This is a genomic window from Nocardia sp. AB354 (genome assembly GCF_049538315.1).
GTDB lineage: Bacteria > Actinomycetota > Actinomycetes > Mycobacteriales > Mycobacteriaceae > Nocardia > Nocardia nova.
Map to the genome: position 1 here is coordinate 97,418 of NZ_JBMVFU010000021.1, position 16,257 is coordinate 113,674.

Genomic DNA, 16,257 nt, shown 5'->3' on the forward strand with positions numbered 1-16,257 from the left:
AATGATCAAGAAGAAAAAGAGAGTTATCGGAATAACTGCTGCCGCCGCAGTTATCGTGGCCGCATCCGGTGTCGGCTATGCGCTCGTCGACACTACCGGCTCGGCTTCGAACTCTGGGTTTTGTGCGGATATGCCCGATTCGATAGGACTGTACGTCGGAAACCCCGTAACCCAAATGGGGTACAAAGTGGGACGCGTCGAAGCGCTCATACCGAAGGGAGATCACGTCCAGGTCGATTTCTCATTGACCGGCGGTCGACGGTATCCCGCCGACGTCAAGGCTGTTACCCGGTCGAAGTCATTGCTCGCTGACCGCAGCTTGGAACTGGTCGGCAACTACGGGGGTGGCAGTCAGTTGGTACCTGGCCGATGCATCGACACCCAGCACTCGTTCACGCCGAAAAGCATTTCACAAATCGCCGGCTCCGCTGCCGACTTCATCGATGCTCTGGCACCTTCGGACGGTAAAAGGAGTCTCGAAAACGCAGTCGCTGGTATGGATGACGCATTGCGAGGTAACGGTCAGAATGCGGCTGTACTGATGCAGCACGCATCCGGGGCGATGTCGAGCCCGGATCAGCTGATCGCAGACGTGGGCGCCTCCATCGTAAATATGGCTCCCTTGACCGAGGAAGCCCTACAGCGATGGGCAACCATCAAGTCCATCTTGAATCAGGCTCCCAGTGCCTTCCATTCGGCCGCATACGACCTGTTTCCAGGCGTCATCAACCTCACAACGGGTATGGACGCCCTGATCCAGGTTCTGTACGACGTCCAGCGCAACTATGGGGGAGACATCTGGCCGGTGGTACACGGAGGCGTGACCGACGCCATCCATCTGGCCGCTACCCATTCGCGGGATCTCGCAGACCTCCTGGAGTCGATTCCTCAGATATCGGCTCTTTTGCGCCAGCAAGCTTCGGCTCCGAGAGGGCTGACGATGTCTTACGAGGGACCGACGCTCAAGATTCCGTTGGATTCACCCCTATGCAGCCTGGTGAACCGAGTTCCAGGCGGAGACTGTCGACCGTCCACGGGCGACACTCGACTCGGCGAGGTGCAGCTTCTAGATCTGATCGTCTCAAAGGCGGCTCGATGAACACCTGCCTCAGATTGCGAACCGCGGTAGGAGCGATCATCGTCTCCGGTGCCGTCCTCGCCTCCGCTTCTTGTTCTCTCGGACCTCAGGATGTCCCGTCGATACAGTCGAACGTGGGCAACGGGTACGAGATCATCCTCCACTTCGCGAGCATCATGAGCCTGCCCGCCGGTGCCTACGTCATGATGGACGGGTTGCGGGTGGGTGAGGTCGAAGGGGTTGGTGCGTCCAATCGAGACGTCGCGGTGACTGTCGGAATAAAGGCCGGAACTCGACTTCCGGCTGATACACGCGCGGTAATTCGCCAGGACACCCTGCTCGGCGATACGTACATTGGTCTCGATCACGACGGCGAGGAGAATCCTGGTTATGTTCCTCCCGGCGGGAGCATCCCTCTGAGTCGCACGAGTTCTCCGCCTCAGTTGGAGGACACGATCGCTGTTCTTGCCTACTTTGTCAACGGCGGAAGCATTCAGAAGGCCGAGGACGCGATGTCCCGGATCAACACCGTGATGCCGGCCATCGACGATATACGGAAAATGTCGGCGGTCATGGCGGGCGATATGCAAGATTTAGCGCGCCACACCGATGAAATAGATGGTACACTTGCCGGTTTCGACAAGACAGCCGTGGCGATGAACGACAAGGCCGACACCTTGAACCTCGTGCTGTTCAATCCCTCTGCTCAGCACTATTGGGCAAGGATCATGCCCAACCTGTGGGCGCAGATTGGTACCGTCCTGCCGAACATCGGCAGCGTATTCGAGGGAGGTATGTGGATGGTGCCGATGTTGAATTCACTCGCGGATACCGCCGACGCCGGCCGCAGTACTTTCGATACCGGACCCGAGGCTGTCGGTAAAATTTCCAATTTTCTGCGCACGGTCCTTCTCCCCTTTGCTCAGCACCCGTCGGTCAACATCGAATCAGTGGAGTCGGCTACCGGCGATCAACTTCTCGGCGACACGGAGAACCTACTGCGAATGTTGGGAGCAGTGCGATGACGGTCAGAACACTCATGTCTGTTGTCGGCATGATCGGTATCGCTGCCGGCTCCTTCGCCTATATGGACCATCTGGGCCTGCCAATCGCTCCTTCAGCCCACGTTCGTACGGTGAGCATGAACGTTCCGGACACGAATGGTTTGGTAGTTGGCTCGCGGGTTTTGTTGCGTGGTGTTGCTGTTGGCCATATTTCCCAGATTTCCCCGTCTGCGGACCATATATCCGTCGAGTGGAATTTCGACAGGCGTTACAACATTCCCGTCGACAGTCACTTCCGCATCGACAATCTATCTGCGCTCGGGGAGGCCTACCTCGCTGTTCTTCCCGAAAGCGAGAGCGGACCCTACCTGCAAGACCGAGCAGTTCTCGACAGCGCCAACGTGGCCGTGCCGACGACCTTCCAGGAGCTGTCAGCACGGTTGACGCGAATGTTGGAGCAGGTCGAGCCACAGCGGGTGGGACAAATATTCCAGGAAATGAATGTCGCGCTGCCGGACGATGTGCAAGTTCTCGGCAATCTGTCGCATGCGGGGCAAATTCTCGCGACAACCCTGGTAACGCAGACCGACAGCTTCACCAAGCTATTGGACACCGTCCAACCACTACTGCAGGACAGTTCATGGATGGCCGGAGACCTGGCCGGCGTGGCGCAGGACGCCACCGCATTGACCCACAACGCGAGCGCTATCGCCAACGCATTCCATCACGCAGTACTGGTGGACCCTCTGCCCGATGCCACGCGGGACGGTGTCACACCCTTGATCGGCGAGCTGCAAAAGTTCCTCGACAACAACTCTCCCGATCTTCAGAAGTTGGGCGTCGACCTTCTACCGGCCGCCCGTGCCGGCGCAGCGTCGATGCAGACCGTTGACATCTCCGCTCTGCTCGACAATGCGCTGTCCTCGGCGAATACGAACGGGAGTATCACCATTCATGTAAACACCCATGATCGATAGCTAGAGAGTGCGACAGTAACCGGCTGTCGGAACCAATTTCGGAAAAGAGTTGCATGATGAACGTCAAATCCATTCTGCCCGACGAAACGAGCTCGGTGAGCGAGGAAGCCGCCGGTGAGGATGTCGGAACTGCTGAACCCACACGCCGTGCCGCGGGAGCGCGGCGTGTGACTGGGAGTGGTAGGAAGGCGGGCGAGCGGACCGTCAAGATCAAGACAATTGCTCTTACCGCGCTTGTCGCCGTGGTCGCAGTGACGCTCGGACTCATGGGTTGGCAGTTGTACGAGAAGGCGAACGACATCAACCAATTGCATAGTCAAGCGGCGGACAACGCACACGCGGAGCAGGTGGCTTTGGACTATGCGACCGGTGCCGCCGAGATGGATTTTCACGATCTTGCCCCGTGGCGCGGTCGCCTTACAAAAGGGACAACACCGGAGCTGTCGAACCGGCTCACACAGGCCTCGACCTCCATGGAGCAGATTATCGCGCCCCTGCAGTGGACATCAACGGCCAAACCCATTGCTGCCAAGGTGCGGACCGAGTCCAACGGGATGTACGGGGTGGACTGTTTCGTCAGCGTGCTGACCAAGAACAGCCAGGCGCCCAACGGCATCCAATCGACGGCCACGTATCGCCTAACCATCGACGGGCACAAGAATTGGACCATCACCGATATCGCGGGGATCGATTCGATGCTCACCCCCAAGGATGGGCCGCGCTGACCTCCGTTGGGCACGGCAGTATCGAGGAACACCTTTCTGGTGATGCAGACCAGGTCATGGTAATCCCGAAAGCGCTGTCCCCCATGCCTTCTGCCCAACATCCGCTGGGCATGGCCCGGCAGCAAACGGGCGACCACGCGAGCACCGCCGAGAACCCGCTCGCCGCCGATCTGGCCGCCACGTTACTCAACGCGGATCCGAGATAATTGTGCGGCACCGAGTCGAAGGGCGGGTTCGGCTGCACCTGCTGCTGCCCTTCGCCGCCCACGGACCCGCGCGGGGAACCTCGGGCCGAGCTGCTGCGGCTGGGCAACGCCGGCACCACACCGGCGCCGACCAGAAAAAGGTTCCGTCCGCCGCGATCGCGCAATTGCCGGGGCCTCCCAGCTATCGGCCGGTCGGAAAGTGCTGAGGCGCAACGGCACTCATAATTTCGTCCTCCTGCGGTACAGGCCCGGCGGGTCCAGTATTCGCTGAGTTCACCCTCACCGGCATGCTCGATCTGACCGGATGGTCCGATGACATATGACACGACGTCGACGGCGGACCGCGTTCGCCACCAGCACCTCGATGCCGGCTCACCGACCCGGACCAACGGCGTTCGTCCTGGATCTCCCTGCCGGCACCGTCAGGTCGGGAGGACGCACTGCGGATTCCGGTAGACCCAGCAGTCCGCACGCAGACTTGTCTGCACAGCTCTGGTTTGTTACGCCCTGTCCGCGCCCGTCTTCTTGACGCCTTCGCCGGAACGGGGTGCCTTCAAGTGTTCGTTCGGGGTCAGACCGTCGCCGACCCGATGTGCCTCAGAAAGAACAGGGGCTCTGACTCCGTACAACACCAAGTCCGCGATCAGGTCGACCAATTGTTCTTTGTCGAGTTCGTCTTCGCCACGCGGCAGAAGCCAGTCCCCGTATGTCACGATTCCGGCGGCCATCGCCAGGACCAGGCGCGTCTTCCCTGACATTGCGCTGACGTCCACGCCTCGCGATGCCCCTTCCGCCTCATTGAGCATCACGATCTCGTCGATCACGGAGTTCAGCTCAGCAACGAGTTTGCGACGACTCTCGGAATCGAGCGGCGACGGCTCGGATAGCACCATGATCAAGAATTCACGGTGTCGAGTGAAGTTGTCGAGTAGTTCCTCGATGAAACTACGGAGGAGCTCCCACAGTGGACGAGGATCGCCAAGAGAGTCACGCGCCATGGAGCGGAACATCGCGTGAAAGTCGTTGAAAGGGCGCAATGCGGCGGCATGGACGAGTTCATCGACACTTGAAAAGTGGCGATATAGAACCGATCGCTGCACTCCGGCCTCCCGCGCAATCTCTTGCGCCGTTGCACCGGACCCTTTTCTGATTACCGCCGCCTCAGCAGCGGTTATCAGCAGTTCTCGGACCTCAGCCGGCTTCCGACGGGTTCTCACACCGTTGCTCTCGTGCGCTTCTGCCCGATCCTTCACAGACCCCAACATACCCGGCGCCCCACAGCCGGGGACTGCTGCAGAGATGGATGACACCGTCACCCGGTCGTGCGCCTTCGACGTCTGGGCACTGGCATTGCTCCGCACACTAGACCAACCAATGGAGTTGGAGTGCCGCGCGAAGTGAATAAGACACGTGCCGGCGACGTTTGTGGGCAGGCTCAAAACTGCCTCCCGCATCGCGGCACGACTGCGGAACCGTGACAGGCGAGTGTTCGACCTTCGCTGTGCATGGCACTGGCCAACCTCGACCGAGAATCGACTGGTTTACAGCATCTCGGTCGAGGTCCGTGCGGGGATCAACCAGTGACGGCGGTTCGCTCGTCGAGCGGTGATATCGGATCACCGAACTCGGCCACCTGCTTCGACGGTGCGTATTCCAAATCTGCGGGGTTGCGGCCCAGGACAAGTCGAAGGATCAGAGCGAACACGACTATTCCCAGACCGATCGTGGCGAGGCCCAGTATCTGAGTAGGCAACCAAGGGTAGTCCCGGTTTACCGCTATCCAGGAAGGAAGCGCGATCGCACCGTAGACCGTCGTAACGGATAAGGGGGTAATGACGAACATCGACAGCGAACGCCAGCCCTGCAGGGCAGATTGAAAGCGGTACGCCAGAGCTGCGGCCAAAAAGACTCCGATCGAGTTGCACGGGATCCACCACCAAGGCAACTGAGACACCAGGATCAGAGGCTGATTGCCGTAGTAGTGGTAGACATCGAACTTCAACAGAAGCTCTTCGAAGACGACGTCACCGACAGCCGCACCACCGAGCATCAACCACAGCGTCTTGGTCTTCGGTTTCGCCGCGAGCACGGAGAACATGAAATAGTTGAAGACCCCGTAACCGAACCACCCGGCCACGATCCACCATGGCATGTGACGTCCCAGAATGGCGTAGGCGTTTCCGAGCGGTTCCGTTGCGCTCCAAGGGAAGTACACAGCGCCCATCACATCGAAGAAGACCTCCGGGATGCAGATCAACGCCCCACTCAGTGCGATCATGAGCGGTAGTACCGATCGGGTCCGCTTCCATTGATAGAGCCCCAGCCCGACGCCGACGAGGCCGACCAGCGTCATGACGATCGTGCACCCGATGTTGCTCCCTACAGAATAGGGTAGGTCAGGCGGTGGAGGTGTTCCGTAGGTAGGATCTAGCGCCACCCTGTGATGCCCTTTCATGCCTGTGATCAGAAGGCACACAGCGACGAAGACAACCGCCGCCGAACCGATCCAGATCTTGTTCGTCCTGCCGAGGGACCTCACAGAGCTCCTCTGTGCACCCATCTGTGCACTCGTTGCCGTTGCCATCAGATCGTTCACCTCCGAGATACGCGCGGCTATCCACCAGGGCCGTCGGCGCCACCCGCCGCCTGCAACCATCTCGAATGGTAGAGCCATAGATAGTCTATGGATTCATTATCGATTAATCTTGTTTGAGTATTTATCCGAGGTCGCAGAGTTGCGGAGTCCGTCGACACGCACTGCCTGCCGCCGACGAGGTGCTCCCCGACGGCCACCGGGCGCAGATTCACAGGCTGGAAGCTAACTTCGTTGTGCAGCAGTCAATTCCGATTGCAAACGTCCATCATCGCCTTACACGCTGGTGCCCGACGCCATCGACCCCCCGCGTCCGGTGAAGACGCCACACGGAGGCGTCAGGCTTGCGGGCAACCCAGGCGAGGCCTCTCATCCGCACACTGTCTAGGCAGCATCCTCCGGTCAGGCAGTATGCGGCCCGAGCCACCTCGCACGAGGCCCGAAGATCAATAGGATTATCGCGCAAGGCAATTGATAGGCATGCTTCCACTCGGGCTGTCTCACCGCCCCTCGATCCGCGAATTCAGTGTGATCCTGGACACGGAGCGAGCCATATGCTTCAGTTACCTACTATCTAGTCTTAGAGCTTCGGAGGTAGCGGTCATGGTGGACATCACACGCCCTTGGGTGGTGGATCAGCCGTTGAGCACTCGTTTCCCGGTGTACACGCGGGCCAACGTCGGCGAGGTATCGCCGCATGTCTTCTCCCCACTCGGAGGGTCGATGATCGGCGGTCCGGCCGCGGAGCGGCCGTGGAAGCAGGCTCTGGTCGACTTCGGGGCATTCGATCGTGAAGAATTTCGCGACGACGCGATCGACATACAAGGTCTGGTGCACGGCTACATCTACCTGAACCTGTCCAATCTGCGCGTGTTCGGCGCGCGAATGCCCGGCGCATCCCCGGAGCTCATGGACCGCACCTACCTGGGTGAGCGCTCCGACGCGCCCGCCTATGAGCCACATCCGGACGATGCCAAGCCGGAATACACCGAACGCATTCTCGCAACGGTCGAACGAGTCTTCGCCACCGAGTCGCGTGATGATTTCACCGTCGACGCGGCGCACGCGGAGAGCATTCGCGCAGCGCGGCCGGACTACGCGACGCTGACCGACGCGGAACTGGTCCAACACGAGCGACGGATCCTGGCGGAGGAGTACTACCAAATCCTCTACAAGCATCTGATGATGGTCTACGAGTCTTCGCTGGTGACCGGCCTGCTGGAACAGGCACTGGCTCCATTCGAGGACCCGAGTCTCGCAACGCGCTTGCTCGGCGGCTGGGGCAACATCGCTTCAGCGGCGCCGACGGCCGAGTTGTGGAAGCTCAGCCGCCTGATCAACGAATCTGACGTTCTCACTTCGGTTTTCGATGAGGGAATCGATGGCGTCCTGGATCGATTGCGCACCAAGGCGGCGGCCATGGCCTCGGATGCGGCCGTCGCGACGTTCCTCGCGAGGTGGGAGCGCTTCGTCTACGACTACGGTTCCCGCTCCGCCGCGGAATGGGACGCTATGCCTCATACCTGGGAGACCCACCCGCATATCCCGCTCGGACTTCTCGAGCGGATGCGCCATCAACCCGCCGACCGCGACCCCGAACTGCAGTCGGCCCGCCTTCGCGCCGACCGTGAACAGCTGACCGCGCAACTTCGGGAAAGGCTCGCACATTCCCCCACGGAACTTGGCCAGCTCGACCTCGCTCTCCGGCTCATCGGCATCTACATGCCGGCGCGAGAGTTGTCCAAGACCAATACGATTCGAGTCTTGCACGAAGCTCGGCTAGCTCTCCGCGAGTTGGCGCAGCGCTATACCGAGCGCGGCTATTTCACCACTCCCGAAGACCTCACCATGGTACGAGAGGACGAGCTCGACGCACTGCTTGCCGATCCGCAGGCTTGGCTGCTCACCATCGCCGAGCGGTGGGATTGGTTCCACGAACTCGAAAAGCTGGAACCGCCCTACATTGTCACCGCGGGGAACGTTCCACCGATTGCCACCTGGGCCGAAAAGGCTGCCCCCGCGGTCAGTATCGCACAATCAGGGGACCTGCTGACGGGTCTGCCGGCCTGTCCGGGCACTGCGACCGGAACGGCACGCGTCATCAACAGCCCGGACGAGGCCACCGACCTCGAGCCCGGTGAAATCCTCATCGCTCCGATCACCGATCCCGGTTGGACCCCGCTGTTCACCTCTGCCGAAGCAGTCGTCGTCAACGTCGGATCGACTCTTTCTCATGCCGCTATCGTCAGCCGCGAGCTCGGCATCCCCTGCATCCTCGGCGTCACCAATGCCACGAAGCGCATTCCCGATGGTGCGAAACTGACGGTCAACGGCACCACCGGGGTCATCACAGTTCACTGAGCGTCGATCGGTCTCGCGGCCGCGCGGGCGGAGTTCACCGATCGCGACGCAGCGCCGAAGATTGCGAGTGCGGCGACATTTTCGCCGCACTCGCAATCGGACGCGCGCAACGCTCGCACAAGATGGACTACCAGCCCATCGCCAGGCGCTCTTCGAGAACCAAAACCGTGCGATGAACCCGGCCATCACGGCTCGGGCCCGTCACATGGCGTATGACGACCAGGGTTGCAGCGCAACGGATTCTGCCGCAAACCTACACGCGGCAGAATCCCGCCCCGGCCGACCGATCGTTCATGCCGGCAACTCACCGCTCACTACACGCGCTGCGAATCGGCCGGCGCTCCGGCTACGAATTGCCGGTCGGGCCCAGCCTCAGCGCGGCTGTCGGGCAGTTCTGTACCGCCCGCTGCAAGAGCGTCGTGTCGGCCTCATGTGCCGCCGCGACGTCGATGTCCACGGTTCCCTCATCACCCACGGTGAACACGTTCGGCAGCAGCATTTCGCATTGGCCGGAACCGATGCATATATCGCGATCTGCCTCGACGATCGGGTTGTCTACCATGCCAATTGCCCCGCTTCACTCTGTCTGTTCGGCGTCATAGGTCCGGCGTTGCAGCCTGGCTCATTCATCGAAGGAATCGAAGCTCAGCCGGTAACTCGGGTCGGTCAGATCGCGGGCGCCCGGAATGTCGTACTTCGAACGCCCGCCCTCGGTCAGCATCCGCGACGGCTGGCATTGGTTCCATTCCACGGTTATCCGGCGCTGCCAAATCCGCCAGATTCCTGACCGCTTGACCAACTTGTCCAGGTAGCGACCACCGGTCATGTATTCGTGCTCTGCGTCGAGAGTTCCTTCCGCCGCGCAGCGGTCGGCGTAGGCGGGACCGAAGAAAGCGGCCACCGACTCTCGTCCACCGGGCACCCGGTGGTAACCGAACAGGTACGACTCTGCGATCGCCCGATCCCCCTGCACCTCGACGAGCTCGTTGGTGACGTGGTGAATTCCGTAGCTGGTCTGTGCCCGCAGCCGCGGCACCATGAATTCGGCGAACTCGTGTGCGTTGCCGTCGAAGGAGCCGTGTGCGTCGGTGGCGTCGTCGTGATAGACCGACTTGAGCAGTTCGACGTCGCAGCGATCGATCGCCCTGGCATATCGGTGCAGCACCTCGATGATCTGCTGCCGGTCGTAGACCAGCCGCAGCAGTTTCTCCTGGTCATCGGGCTCTGCTTGCGGAGCGAACAGGATCCGGTCCGCCGACGTGCTCTGCTTGCTCATGACCGCGTCGACCGCACGTATTCCGCGGCGGCCTCGCCCGCCATCCGGCCGATGCCCGCGGCGCTGGCGAGAGAGCTGCCGGAGCCTGAATATGTCGGTCCGACAATGCCTCCCGTGCACTCACCGGCCGCAAACAGACCCTCGATCAGATCGCCGTCGACACCTATGACACGGGCGTGGTCATCGATACACAATCCGTAGCCGGTGTGAGCAATCGCGGTCGGTCGCACTTCTACCGCGTAGAACGGTGCGGTCGAGATCGCGTTCAGGAAGCGGCTCGCTTTGCCGTAGTCGGTATCGGTCCCGGACTCCACCAGGTGGTTGTAGCGGGCGAGGGAACCACAGAAGTCGGCCGTCGGGATGTTCACGGAGTCCGCGAGAGCCTCCAACGACTCGGCCATGTGGACCCGTGGGTGATCCTTGTACTGCTCCATGACGTCGGCGTTGTAGTGCTTCGGCTTGAATTTCGCGTGGTTGGGCCACACCTGCTTGTAGGCATCCGCATATCGGGACGCCTTGTCGGCCGGCGGCCGCAGCGCAGCATCGTCGAAGACGACGTACCCGACGTTGTTCCTAACCTTCAGCAAACTGTCCAGGATTCCGTAGGGGGCGGTTTCGTCGCAGAATCGCTGCCCACGCTCGTCGAGCAGCACTGTCCAACCGGGCAAGAAGGCCTCGTGCAGGGTATCGACGCCAGGGTTGAGCATACGGAGGCCGCGGTTCTCGCCGGTCACCTGGGCGCCGACCTGATCGGCGAACCTGAGGTGGTCGCCGCGTGCGCCGTCCGCGCCGATGTAGAAGGTCTCTCCCGGAATCCACGCTATCGGGTAGTGCGCGGCCAGGTACTCCGGGTTCGCGCCGAAGCCCCCTGTCGCTACGATCGTGGCGGCAGCGTCGAGTTCCTCGCCGCCTGCGCGCACGCCCCTTACACGTCCATCGGTGCGAAGAATCTCGTCGACCCTATTGCCCAGGGCGAAATCGATCCCTGCCGCGCGGCATTTCGACACCAATGCATCGACAATGGCTTGCCCGCCCCCCTCGACACAGTGACCGCGCGGACGACGATCGTCACCGCTGAAGATGAGCCGCTCGTAGAAGGGGACACCATGGTCCTGAAGCCAGTCGACCGTTTCGCCGCTGCGGCGCGCCCAGCGCTCGACCGGTCCCGCGGCGACATCCCAGACGTTGATGGCCATGTATTCCTTGAACATGTCGTCCTCGGCATCTTCGATGCCGCCGGCTCGCTGGAGCCGACTTCTGCTGCCCATCACGACACCGCCGCAGAGCCGGGTCGATCCTCCGAGAACGGGCTCCGACTCGACTATCAGAACGTCCTTGCAGCCGTTCTCGACCGCCGTCAGGGCAGCCGCGAGGCCACCCAGACCGGATCCGATGACGATGACTTCGACGTCCGGGCTGTTCATCTCAGCTCCTTCGTGCTGCGCTGCCGAAGCCCGCGCAGGTGGTTTGAGTCGTTGCGGCGATATTCGTCGGGGCGGTCACCCATCGGGGGTCCGCACCCTAGCTCAGCGTCGGCGCGTGATGAAGCGGCCGGCAGATCCCGCCTGCAACAACATCCTGTACCGAACGACATGACGTAGATTACTCTATAACTAAACTATCGCAACCACGGATTCGTCGCCCGCCGCGATCGAGACTCGATCGCGGTCGCAGTCACCTCCCCCGCTCGACAGAAGCCGTTGACCGAGACTGGCCTGCGGCACGCAGGAACCGCGGTTCGACCTTCGATCTCGCCCGATGGCGCGCGGCCGAACGCATTGGGCTCGGATCCAGAGTTTCCGCCACGAGTAGCGCGGCTCGGCACCCTGAATCAACACTCCAGCAACATGTACGACGGAAGACAAATGACCTAATTGTCGACTGAACAATATTCTATACGTAGACTATATACGCAGTGAGACGCGCGCTGCTACAGCCTTCTTGCGTCGAGCCGCCCGAGACCATTCGTCACCACAGCAGGAGCCACAAGTGACAGAAGTCGTCCAATCGTGTCCCTACTCCCCTTCCGACCTGTCCAGGTTGTTCCGGCTCGAGCCCGCGATGGTGCGGTGCCCGTACCCGCTCTACGACGTCCTGCGGGACGAAGCCCCGGTTACCTACAACGAACAACTGCGGGCTTGGGTGGTTACTCGTCACGACCACATCGTCGAAGCTCTGCGGGCCCCGGAGACCTTTTCCAGCGCCCAGGCCTCGGGACCCAGCTCGGTCACCGGCCTGGCCCAGCAATTGCTCGACGATCCCGCTACTCCCGCACCGCTGCGGGCACAGGCCACACGGCGCGTGCAACTCTCGAAGTCCCCGGTGTTGCTGTTTACGGACCCTCCACTCCACAAACGCCAACGGTTGCTCGTCAGTGCGGCGTTTCACCCGCGGCGTGTCAAACTGCTCGAGCCCGATGTACGACGACTCACCAACGAGCTCATCGACGGATTCCTCGACGCACGCCAGGTCGAGCTCGTCAGCCAGTTCTCGATTCACTTGCCGATGACCATCATCGCGACGATGCTCGGCGTACCGCCGGAGAACATGGACACTTTCAAAAGGTGGTCCAATGCCTTCACCGCCGGCGTCGGCGCTCTCGAACAGTCACCCGAACAGGTCGCCGAAATCTTCGCTGCCGTCGACGAGTTCTACGACTACTTCACCGAGCAGGTCGCGGTCCGTCGCACCAGTCCCCGCGACGATCTTTTGTCGGATCTCGTCAACGCCCGTATGGAGGGCGAACAACCGCTGACGATGGACGAGATCCTGCAGATGCTGGTGCAGTTCCTCGTCGGGGGAAACGAAACCACGACCAACATGATCACGTCGATCATGTTCCGTCTGGCCGGCGACAAGAGCTTGCAAGATCGAGTGCGCGCGAATCCGTCGCTGATCCCGCCACTCGTCGAGGAGATGCTCAGGCTGGAGTCCCCGACGCAGGGCATGTTCCGCGTGACAACCAAGGACGTCGTGCTGGGCGTCCAAGCCATCCCGGCCGGCGCACTCGTATTTCTCTGCTACGCGGCGGCAAATCGGGATCCCGACGTATTCGAGGCACCCGCCTCGGTGAATCTCGACAGCGATCGTCCCCCACATCTCGCCTTCTCGCGCGGTGAGCATTTCTGCCTCGGCGTCAACATCGCCAAGCTGGAATTGCGTGTGGCGGTAGAGATCTTGCTCGCGCGACTCGATGACATCACACTTGTCGAGCCGTCGCAGGCGGTCGAGTACCACCGCAGCTTCATGCTGCGCGGTCTCGAATCCTTACCGCTGCGATTCACCGCACGAGCCTGATAGGGCATGGGAGGCGCGGTGAGCGCCTCCCATGTTCCGGCCGTGCGCTCAGCTCCTCCGGGAGACCCAAGTGAGCGCGTTCGTCAGTAGGCGGCGGTAGGCGGGATTTCGGAATGCTTCGGCGCTGTCGCCGAACTGCACGTAGACAATCCTACTGCGGGGGTGTTCACGGACCCAAGTGACCACACCGGAACCCGCAGGATGCTGCCAGCCATCGTTCGTCTCCCGCTTGCCTACGACCGCATTCCAGGTCGACCACACTGTGCGGTCGGTCAGCTCGGCATCGGTGACCAGCAGCGGCGTGATGTCGGCATCATGGATCTGGGCGAGGTAGACCTCATCGGTGATGACGAATCCGTCCTGCAACCCCTCGAGTACCGGGTGCGTGGCAGACGCATCCGAGATCGGGGCAATCCGCTGCTCGACCGCGTGCCGATAGCCCGAATCGGGATTCTCCCGGTCACGAATGAACCTGAAGCGACCACCCATCACACCGGCGTATTCGGCCCAGGTGGGCCATGCGGCCAGGGCATGGTGCACGAAGACGAAGCCGTGCCCCCGATCGACCAGCGAACTGAAATCGGCCCGGAACTCCGGCGGCGGGTCGAGGAGATCGGGGGCGGAATGGTCGGGATTGAAACGGAATCCCGGCATGTCGTACATCAAGTAGGCGTCCCAGCGCGCGGGTTCGTCGCCCGCGAAATGTCGTTGTGCGGCGGGCTGCTCGACTTGCGTGCACTCAATGCCGGATAACCCGTCGAGCATCGCACTGAAGGCGTTGCGATCGTAGGCGTGGCCCTTGGTCACGGTCATGATCTGCAATGGGGCAGTCATGGCAACCTCACCTTCAGTGCTGGACGCGGCTGAGCATGCCGCCATCGACGACCAGATTGGCCCCGGTGATGAAAGATGCCCGGGCGCTGACAAGAAACGCCACGGCGTTCGCCACATCCATCGGCGCCCCGTAGCGCCCGAGTGGAAGCTTGGACTTCACGAGCTCGTACACATCGGGACGCCCCTGCCGGACATTTCCCCAGGCGCCACCATCGACCTCGATCGGACCCGGAGAAACGGTATTCACGCGGATTCCGGCGGGAGCGTACGCCCGGGCGAGCGCGGAGGCGTGGTGGAGCACCGCGGCCTTTATCGCCCCGAAAGAGGTTGGTCCCGAAGGCATATCGACATCGAGCGCACTCGTCGAGCTGATCGCGACGATTGCCCCTTGGCCGGAGGCGGCGAGGCTGGGCTTGGCGGCGTCGGCCAGAATCGCAAACGCCTGCAAATCTCCGCGGGCGCTGTCGACCCACGACTCGTCGCCCTTCAGACTTCCGGGCGAGGCATTGGAAACAACGATGTCGAGACCACCCAGGGCGTCCGAACTCTCGGCAACGAAGCGTCGCACCGCGTCGTTGTCAGTGACATCCACCGTGTCGGCAAACACGCTTACCCCTTTGCCTGCGAGTTCGGCGCGGGCCGCTTCGAGCGAGTCCCGGTTGCGAGCACACAACGCCAACGCGCATCCCTCATCGGCTAGTACATCCGCGATCACGCGCCCGATACCTCTACTGGCTCCGGTGATCAATGCCCGTCGGCCGGTCAACCCAAGATCCACTCTCGACCACCCTAATACTCTAATATAAGACAATTCATTACACGACTATAGTGACATAGACCGCACCTAGCGCAACCCTGAAGGAGCCACAATGCCTGCACAATTGGTGAAGCCCACGATCGACATCGGCATCGTCACAACCGATTCCGATTCCCTGGTCGACTTCTACGGCAACGTCATCGGGTTTCCCGCGCTGTCCGACGTCCCGATGGACGGGTTCCTCGTCAAGCGCTTTCAGGTGGGCGATTGCGTCCTCAAGATCGTGCAGTACGTCGAGGAGCCGGCGGGGCGGGCGGTTGTCGGCGCGCTCGGCGAATCGACCGGCCTGCGGTACTGGACCGTGTCGGTGTCCAACCTCGACGAGCTTCTGAACGCGGTCGAAGCCGCCGGCCAGAAGGTTGTCGAGGGTCCCACGGAGGTGCGTCCAGGCGTCAGCATCGCGATCGTCACCGATCCCGATGGCAACCTCGTCGAGTTCGTGAACCGTCCTGCCGGCTGAAAGGCCCCGTGGAGCGGGAGCCCTGCGATATCCACGTACGTTCGATAGGGCGAGTTTGCGGGCCTCGGCGCGAGAAATTCTCGAGCATTTGCACCGAGGCCGGCTTCGCTCATTTGTTCAGGCCGTACAGCCAACTATGCCGACATGCTCCCGGTCTCGAACCAAGTTTCGAGCTGTTGCCGACGGTCGTCGTTCACATATTCGATACGAGTGCCGGCGAGATGACCGGCGCGGGCGTAGATCGCGGAAATGCCGCCGTCGGCCCTGCGAATGACGGCGTCGATCTGCTCACCGTCGGCCTCCAGCCGACGTAGCCGCTCGACCGGGTCGCTTTCCCAGACGCCCAAGTGATGCAGTCCGGCCAGTCGCTCGGAGTACACACCGTTGCCCTGGCTGACGATCACCTCGAGCCGGAATGGCCCCTCACAGGAGTAGGCCGCGATCAACTCCACCGCGCCGGTATTGTCGGCTACGCGATCCTCGACCTCGGGTATGGCGATTGTGATCGGCGCGTTGAACGTATAGCCGAACCTGCGAGTCAGGTCGTGCATCGCAGTCGCGATGTCGGGGACCAGGATTCCGGCGTGGTAGGGCATCAACAGCATGTGCCGCTCCGTTCTGCATCGAGG

The 16,257-nt window shown here is 61.7% G+C and carries 16 protein-coding genes; 8 read left to right on the forward strand and 8 right to left on the reverse strand.

Annotation, left to right across the window (positions count from 1 at the left end; genetic code table 11):
- The first annotated feature begins 1 nt into the window (after position 1).
- From ACPCUW_RS26255 to ACPCUW_RS26275, 5 genes are all read left to right on the forward strand, one after another.
- Positions 2–1,099 (forward strand): MlaD family protein, encoded by a 1,098-nt coding sequence (locus ACPCUW_RS26255; protein WP_423427757.1) that lies wholly within the window; start codon positions 2–4, stop codon positions 1,097–1,099.
- Complete coding sequence (locus ACPCUW_RS26260; protein WP_423427759.1) at positions 1,096–2,103, forward strand: MlaD family protein; 1,008 nt, start codon at positions 1,096–1,098, stop codon at positions 2,101–2,103. Before ACPCUW_RS26255 ends, ACPCUW_RS26260 begins: the two co-directional genes overlap by 4 nt.
- On the forward strand, positions 2,100–3,059 hold the full coding sequence (locus tag ACPCUW_RS26265; protein ID WP_423427760.1) for an MlaD family protein: 960 nt from the start codon (positions 2,100–2,102) through the stop codon (positions 3,057–3,059). The genes ACPCUW_RS26260 and ACPCUW_RS26265 overlap by 4 nt, the downstream gene beginning before the upstream one ends.
- A gap of 53 nt (positions 3,060–3,112) precedes the next feature.
- Positions 3,113–3,784, forward strand: a complete 672-nt coding sequence (locus ACPCUW_RS26270; protein ID WP_423427762.1) for a hypothetical protein — start codon at positions 3,113–3,115, stop codon at positions 3,782–3,784.
- A gap of 83 nt (positions 3,785–3,867) precedes the next feature.
- Positions 3,868–3,990, forward strand: a complete 123-nt coding sequence (locus ACPCUW_RS26275; RefSeq protein ID WP_423427763.1) for a hypothetical protein — start codon at positions 3,868–3,870, stop codon at positions 3,988–3,990.
- Between the two features lie 500 nt (positions 3,991–4,490).
- On the opposite strand, the gene ACPCUW_RS26280 is transcribed toward ACPCUW_RS26275, so the two are convergent.
- Positions 4,491–5,243, reverse strand: a complete 753-nt coding sequence (locus ACPCUW_RS26280; protein ID WP_423427765.1) for a TetR/AcrR family transcriptional regulator — start codon at positions 5,241–5,243, stop codon at positions 4,491–4,493.
- Between the two features lie 320 nt (positions 5,244–5,563).
- Complete coding sequence (locus tag ACPCUW_RS26285) at positions 5,564–6,343, reverse strand: hypothetical protein (RefSeq protein WP_423427767.1); 780 nt, start codon at positions 6,341–6,343, stop codon at positions 5,564–5,566.
- A gap of 843 nt (positions 6,344–7,186) precedes the next feature.
- On the opposite strand from ACPCUW_RS26285, the gene ACPCUW_RS26290 reads away from it, so the two are divergent.
- The gene (locus tag ACPCUW_RS26290) at positions 7,187–8,944 is read left to right on the forward strand and encodes a PEP-utilizing enzyme (protein WP_423427768.1); all 1,758 of its coding nucleotides are present in this window, start codon (positions 7,187–7,189) and stop codon (positions 8,942–8,944) included.
- A gap of 346 nt (positions 8,945–9,290) precedes the next feature.
- Here the strand turns inward: ACPCUW_RS26290 and ACPCUW_RS26295 are convergent, their stop codons facing one another.
- The 3 genes from ACPCUW_RS26295 to ACPCUW_RS26305 are packed head-to-tail and all read right to left on the reverse strand — an operon-like array spanning position 9,291 to position 11,644.
- Complete coding sequence (locus ACPCUW_RS26295) at positions 9,291–9,506, reverse strand: ferredoxin (RefSeq protein WP_423427770.1); 216 nt, start codon at positions 9,504–9,506, stop codon at positions 9,291–9,293.
- Positions 9,507–9,566: 60 nt separating this feature from the next.
- Positions 9,567–10,220 carry a nuclear transport factor 2 family protein gene (locus tag ACPCUW_RS26300; RefSeq protein WP_423427772.1) on the reverse strand — a complete coding sequence of 218 codons (654 nt, stop codon included), beginning with the start codon at positions 10,218–10,220 and terminating at the stop codon, positions 9,567–9,569.
- A complete protein-coding gene (locus tag ACPCUW_RS26305; protein WP_423427774.1) occupies positions 10,217–11,644 on the reverse strand; it encodes an FAD-dependent oxidoreductase in 1,428 nt (475 codons plus the stop codon). The genes ACPCUW_RS26300 and ACPCUW_RS26305 overlap by 4 nt, the downstream gene beginning before the upstream one ends.
- 565 nt (positions 11,645–12,209) lie before the next feature.
- Here ACPCUW_RS26305 and ACPCUW_RS26310 point away from each other — a divergent pair.
- Positions 12,210–13,517 carry a cytochrome P450 gene (locus ACPCUW_RS26310; protein WP_423427775.1) on the forward strand — a complete coding sequence of 436 codons (1,308 nt, stop codon included), beginning with the start codon at positions 12,210–12,212 and terminating at the stop codon, positions 13,515–13,517.
- Positions 13,518–13,565: 48 nt separating this feature from the next.
- Here ACPCUW_RS26310 and ACPCUW_RS26315 read toward each other — a convergent pair whose 3' ends face one another.
- Both ACPCUW_RS26315 and ACPCUW_RS26320 read right to left on the reverse strand, forming a co-directional pair.
- Positions 13,566–14,396, reverse strand: a complete 831-nt coding sequence (locus ACPCUW_RS26315; RefSeq protein ID WP_423427777.1) for a ThuA domain-containing protein — start codon at positions 14,394–14,396, stop codon at positions 13,566–13,568.
- On the reverse strand, positions 14,365–15,129 hold the full coding sequence (locus tag ACPCUW_RS26320; RefSeq protein ID WP_423427778.1) for an SDR family NAD(P)-dependent oxidoreductase: 765 nt from the start codon (positions 15,127–15,129) through the stop codon (positions 14,365–14,367). Before ACPCUW_RS26320 ends, ACPCUW_RS26315 begins: the two co-directional genes overlap by 32 nt.
- Positions 15,130–15,235: 106 nt before the next feature.
- Here ACPCUW_RS26320 and ACPCUW_RS26325 point away from each other — a divergent pair, with 106 nt between their 5' ends.
- A complete protein-coding gene (locus tag ACPCUW_RS26325; protein WP_423427779.1) occupies positions 15,236–15,628 on the forward strand; it encodes a VOC family protein in 393 nt (130 codons plus the stop codon).
- Positions 15,629–15,762: 134 nt separating this feature from the next.
- Here the strand turns inward: ACPCUW_RS26325 and ACPCUW_RS26330 are convergent, their stop codons facing one another.
- Complete coding sequence (locus ACPCUW_RS26330; protein ID WP_423427781.1) at positions 15,763–16,233, reverse strand: VOC family protein; 471 nt, start codon at positions 16,231–16,233, stop codon at positions 15,763–15,765.
- Positions 16,234–16,257: the final 24 nt, after the last annotated feature.

What these genes read in the sequence shown, in the direction of transcription:
- ACPCUW_RS26305 (WP_423427774.1), bottom strand. Translation starts at nt 11,644, where the DNA reads ATGAACAGCCCGGACGTCGAAGTCATCGTCATCGGATCCGGTCTGGGT.
- ACPCUW_RS26330 (WP_423427781.1), bottom strand. Translation starts at nt 16,233, where the DNA reads ATGCTGTTGATGCCCTACCACGCCGGAATCCTGGTCCCCGACATCGCG.
- ACPCUW_RS26290 (WP_423427768.1), top strand. Translation starts at nt 7,187, where the DNA reads ATGGTGGACATCACACGCCCTTGGGTGGTGGATCAGCCGTTGAGCACT.
- ACPCUW_RS26300 (WP_423427772.1), bottom strand. Translation starts at nt 10,220, where the DNA reads ATGAGCAAGCAGAGCACGTCGGCGGACCGGATCCTGTTCGCTCCGCAA.
- ACPCUW_RS26295 (WP_423427770.1), bottom strand. Translation starts at nt 9,506, where the DNA reads ATGGTAGACAACCCGATCGTCGAGGCAGATCGCGATATATGCATCGGT.
- ACPCUW_RS26315 (WP_423427777.1), bottom strand. Translation starts at nt 14,396, where the DNA reads ATGGCGGCATGCTCAGCCGCGTCCAGCACTGAAGGTGAGGTTGCCATG.
- ACPCUW_RS26275 (WP_423427763.1), top strand. Translation starts at nt 3,868, where the DNA reads ATGCCTTCTGCCCAACATCCGCTGGGCATGGCCCGGCAGCAAACGGGC.
- ACPCUW_RS26285 (WP_423427767.1), bottom strand. Translation starts at nt 6,343, where the DNA reads ATGACGCTGGTCGGCCTCGTCGGCGTCGGGCTGGGGCTCTATCAATGG.
- ACPCUW_RS26265 (WP_423427760.1), top strand. Translation starts at nt 2,100, where the DNA reads ATGACGGTCAGAACACTCATGTCTGTTGTCGGCATGATCGGTATCGCT.
- ACPCUW_RS26260 (WP_423427759.1), top strand. Translation starts at nt 1,096, where the DNA reads ATGAACACCTGCCTCAGATTGCGAACCGCGGTAGGAGCGATCATCGTC.
- ACPCUW_RS26255 (WP_423427757.1), top strand. Translation starts at nt 2, where the DNA reads ATGATCAAGAAGAAAAAGAGAGTTATCGGAATAACTGCTGCCGCCGCA.
- ACPCUW_RS26270 (WP_423427762.1), top strand. Translation starts at nt 3,113, where the DNA reads ATGATGAACGTCAAATCCATTCTGCCCGACGAAACGAGCTCGGTGAGC.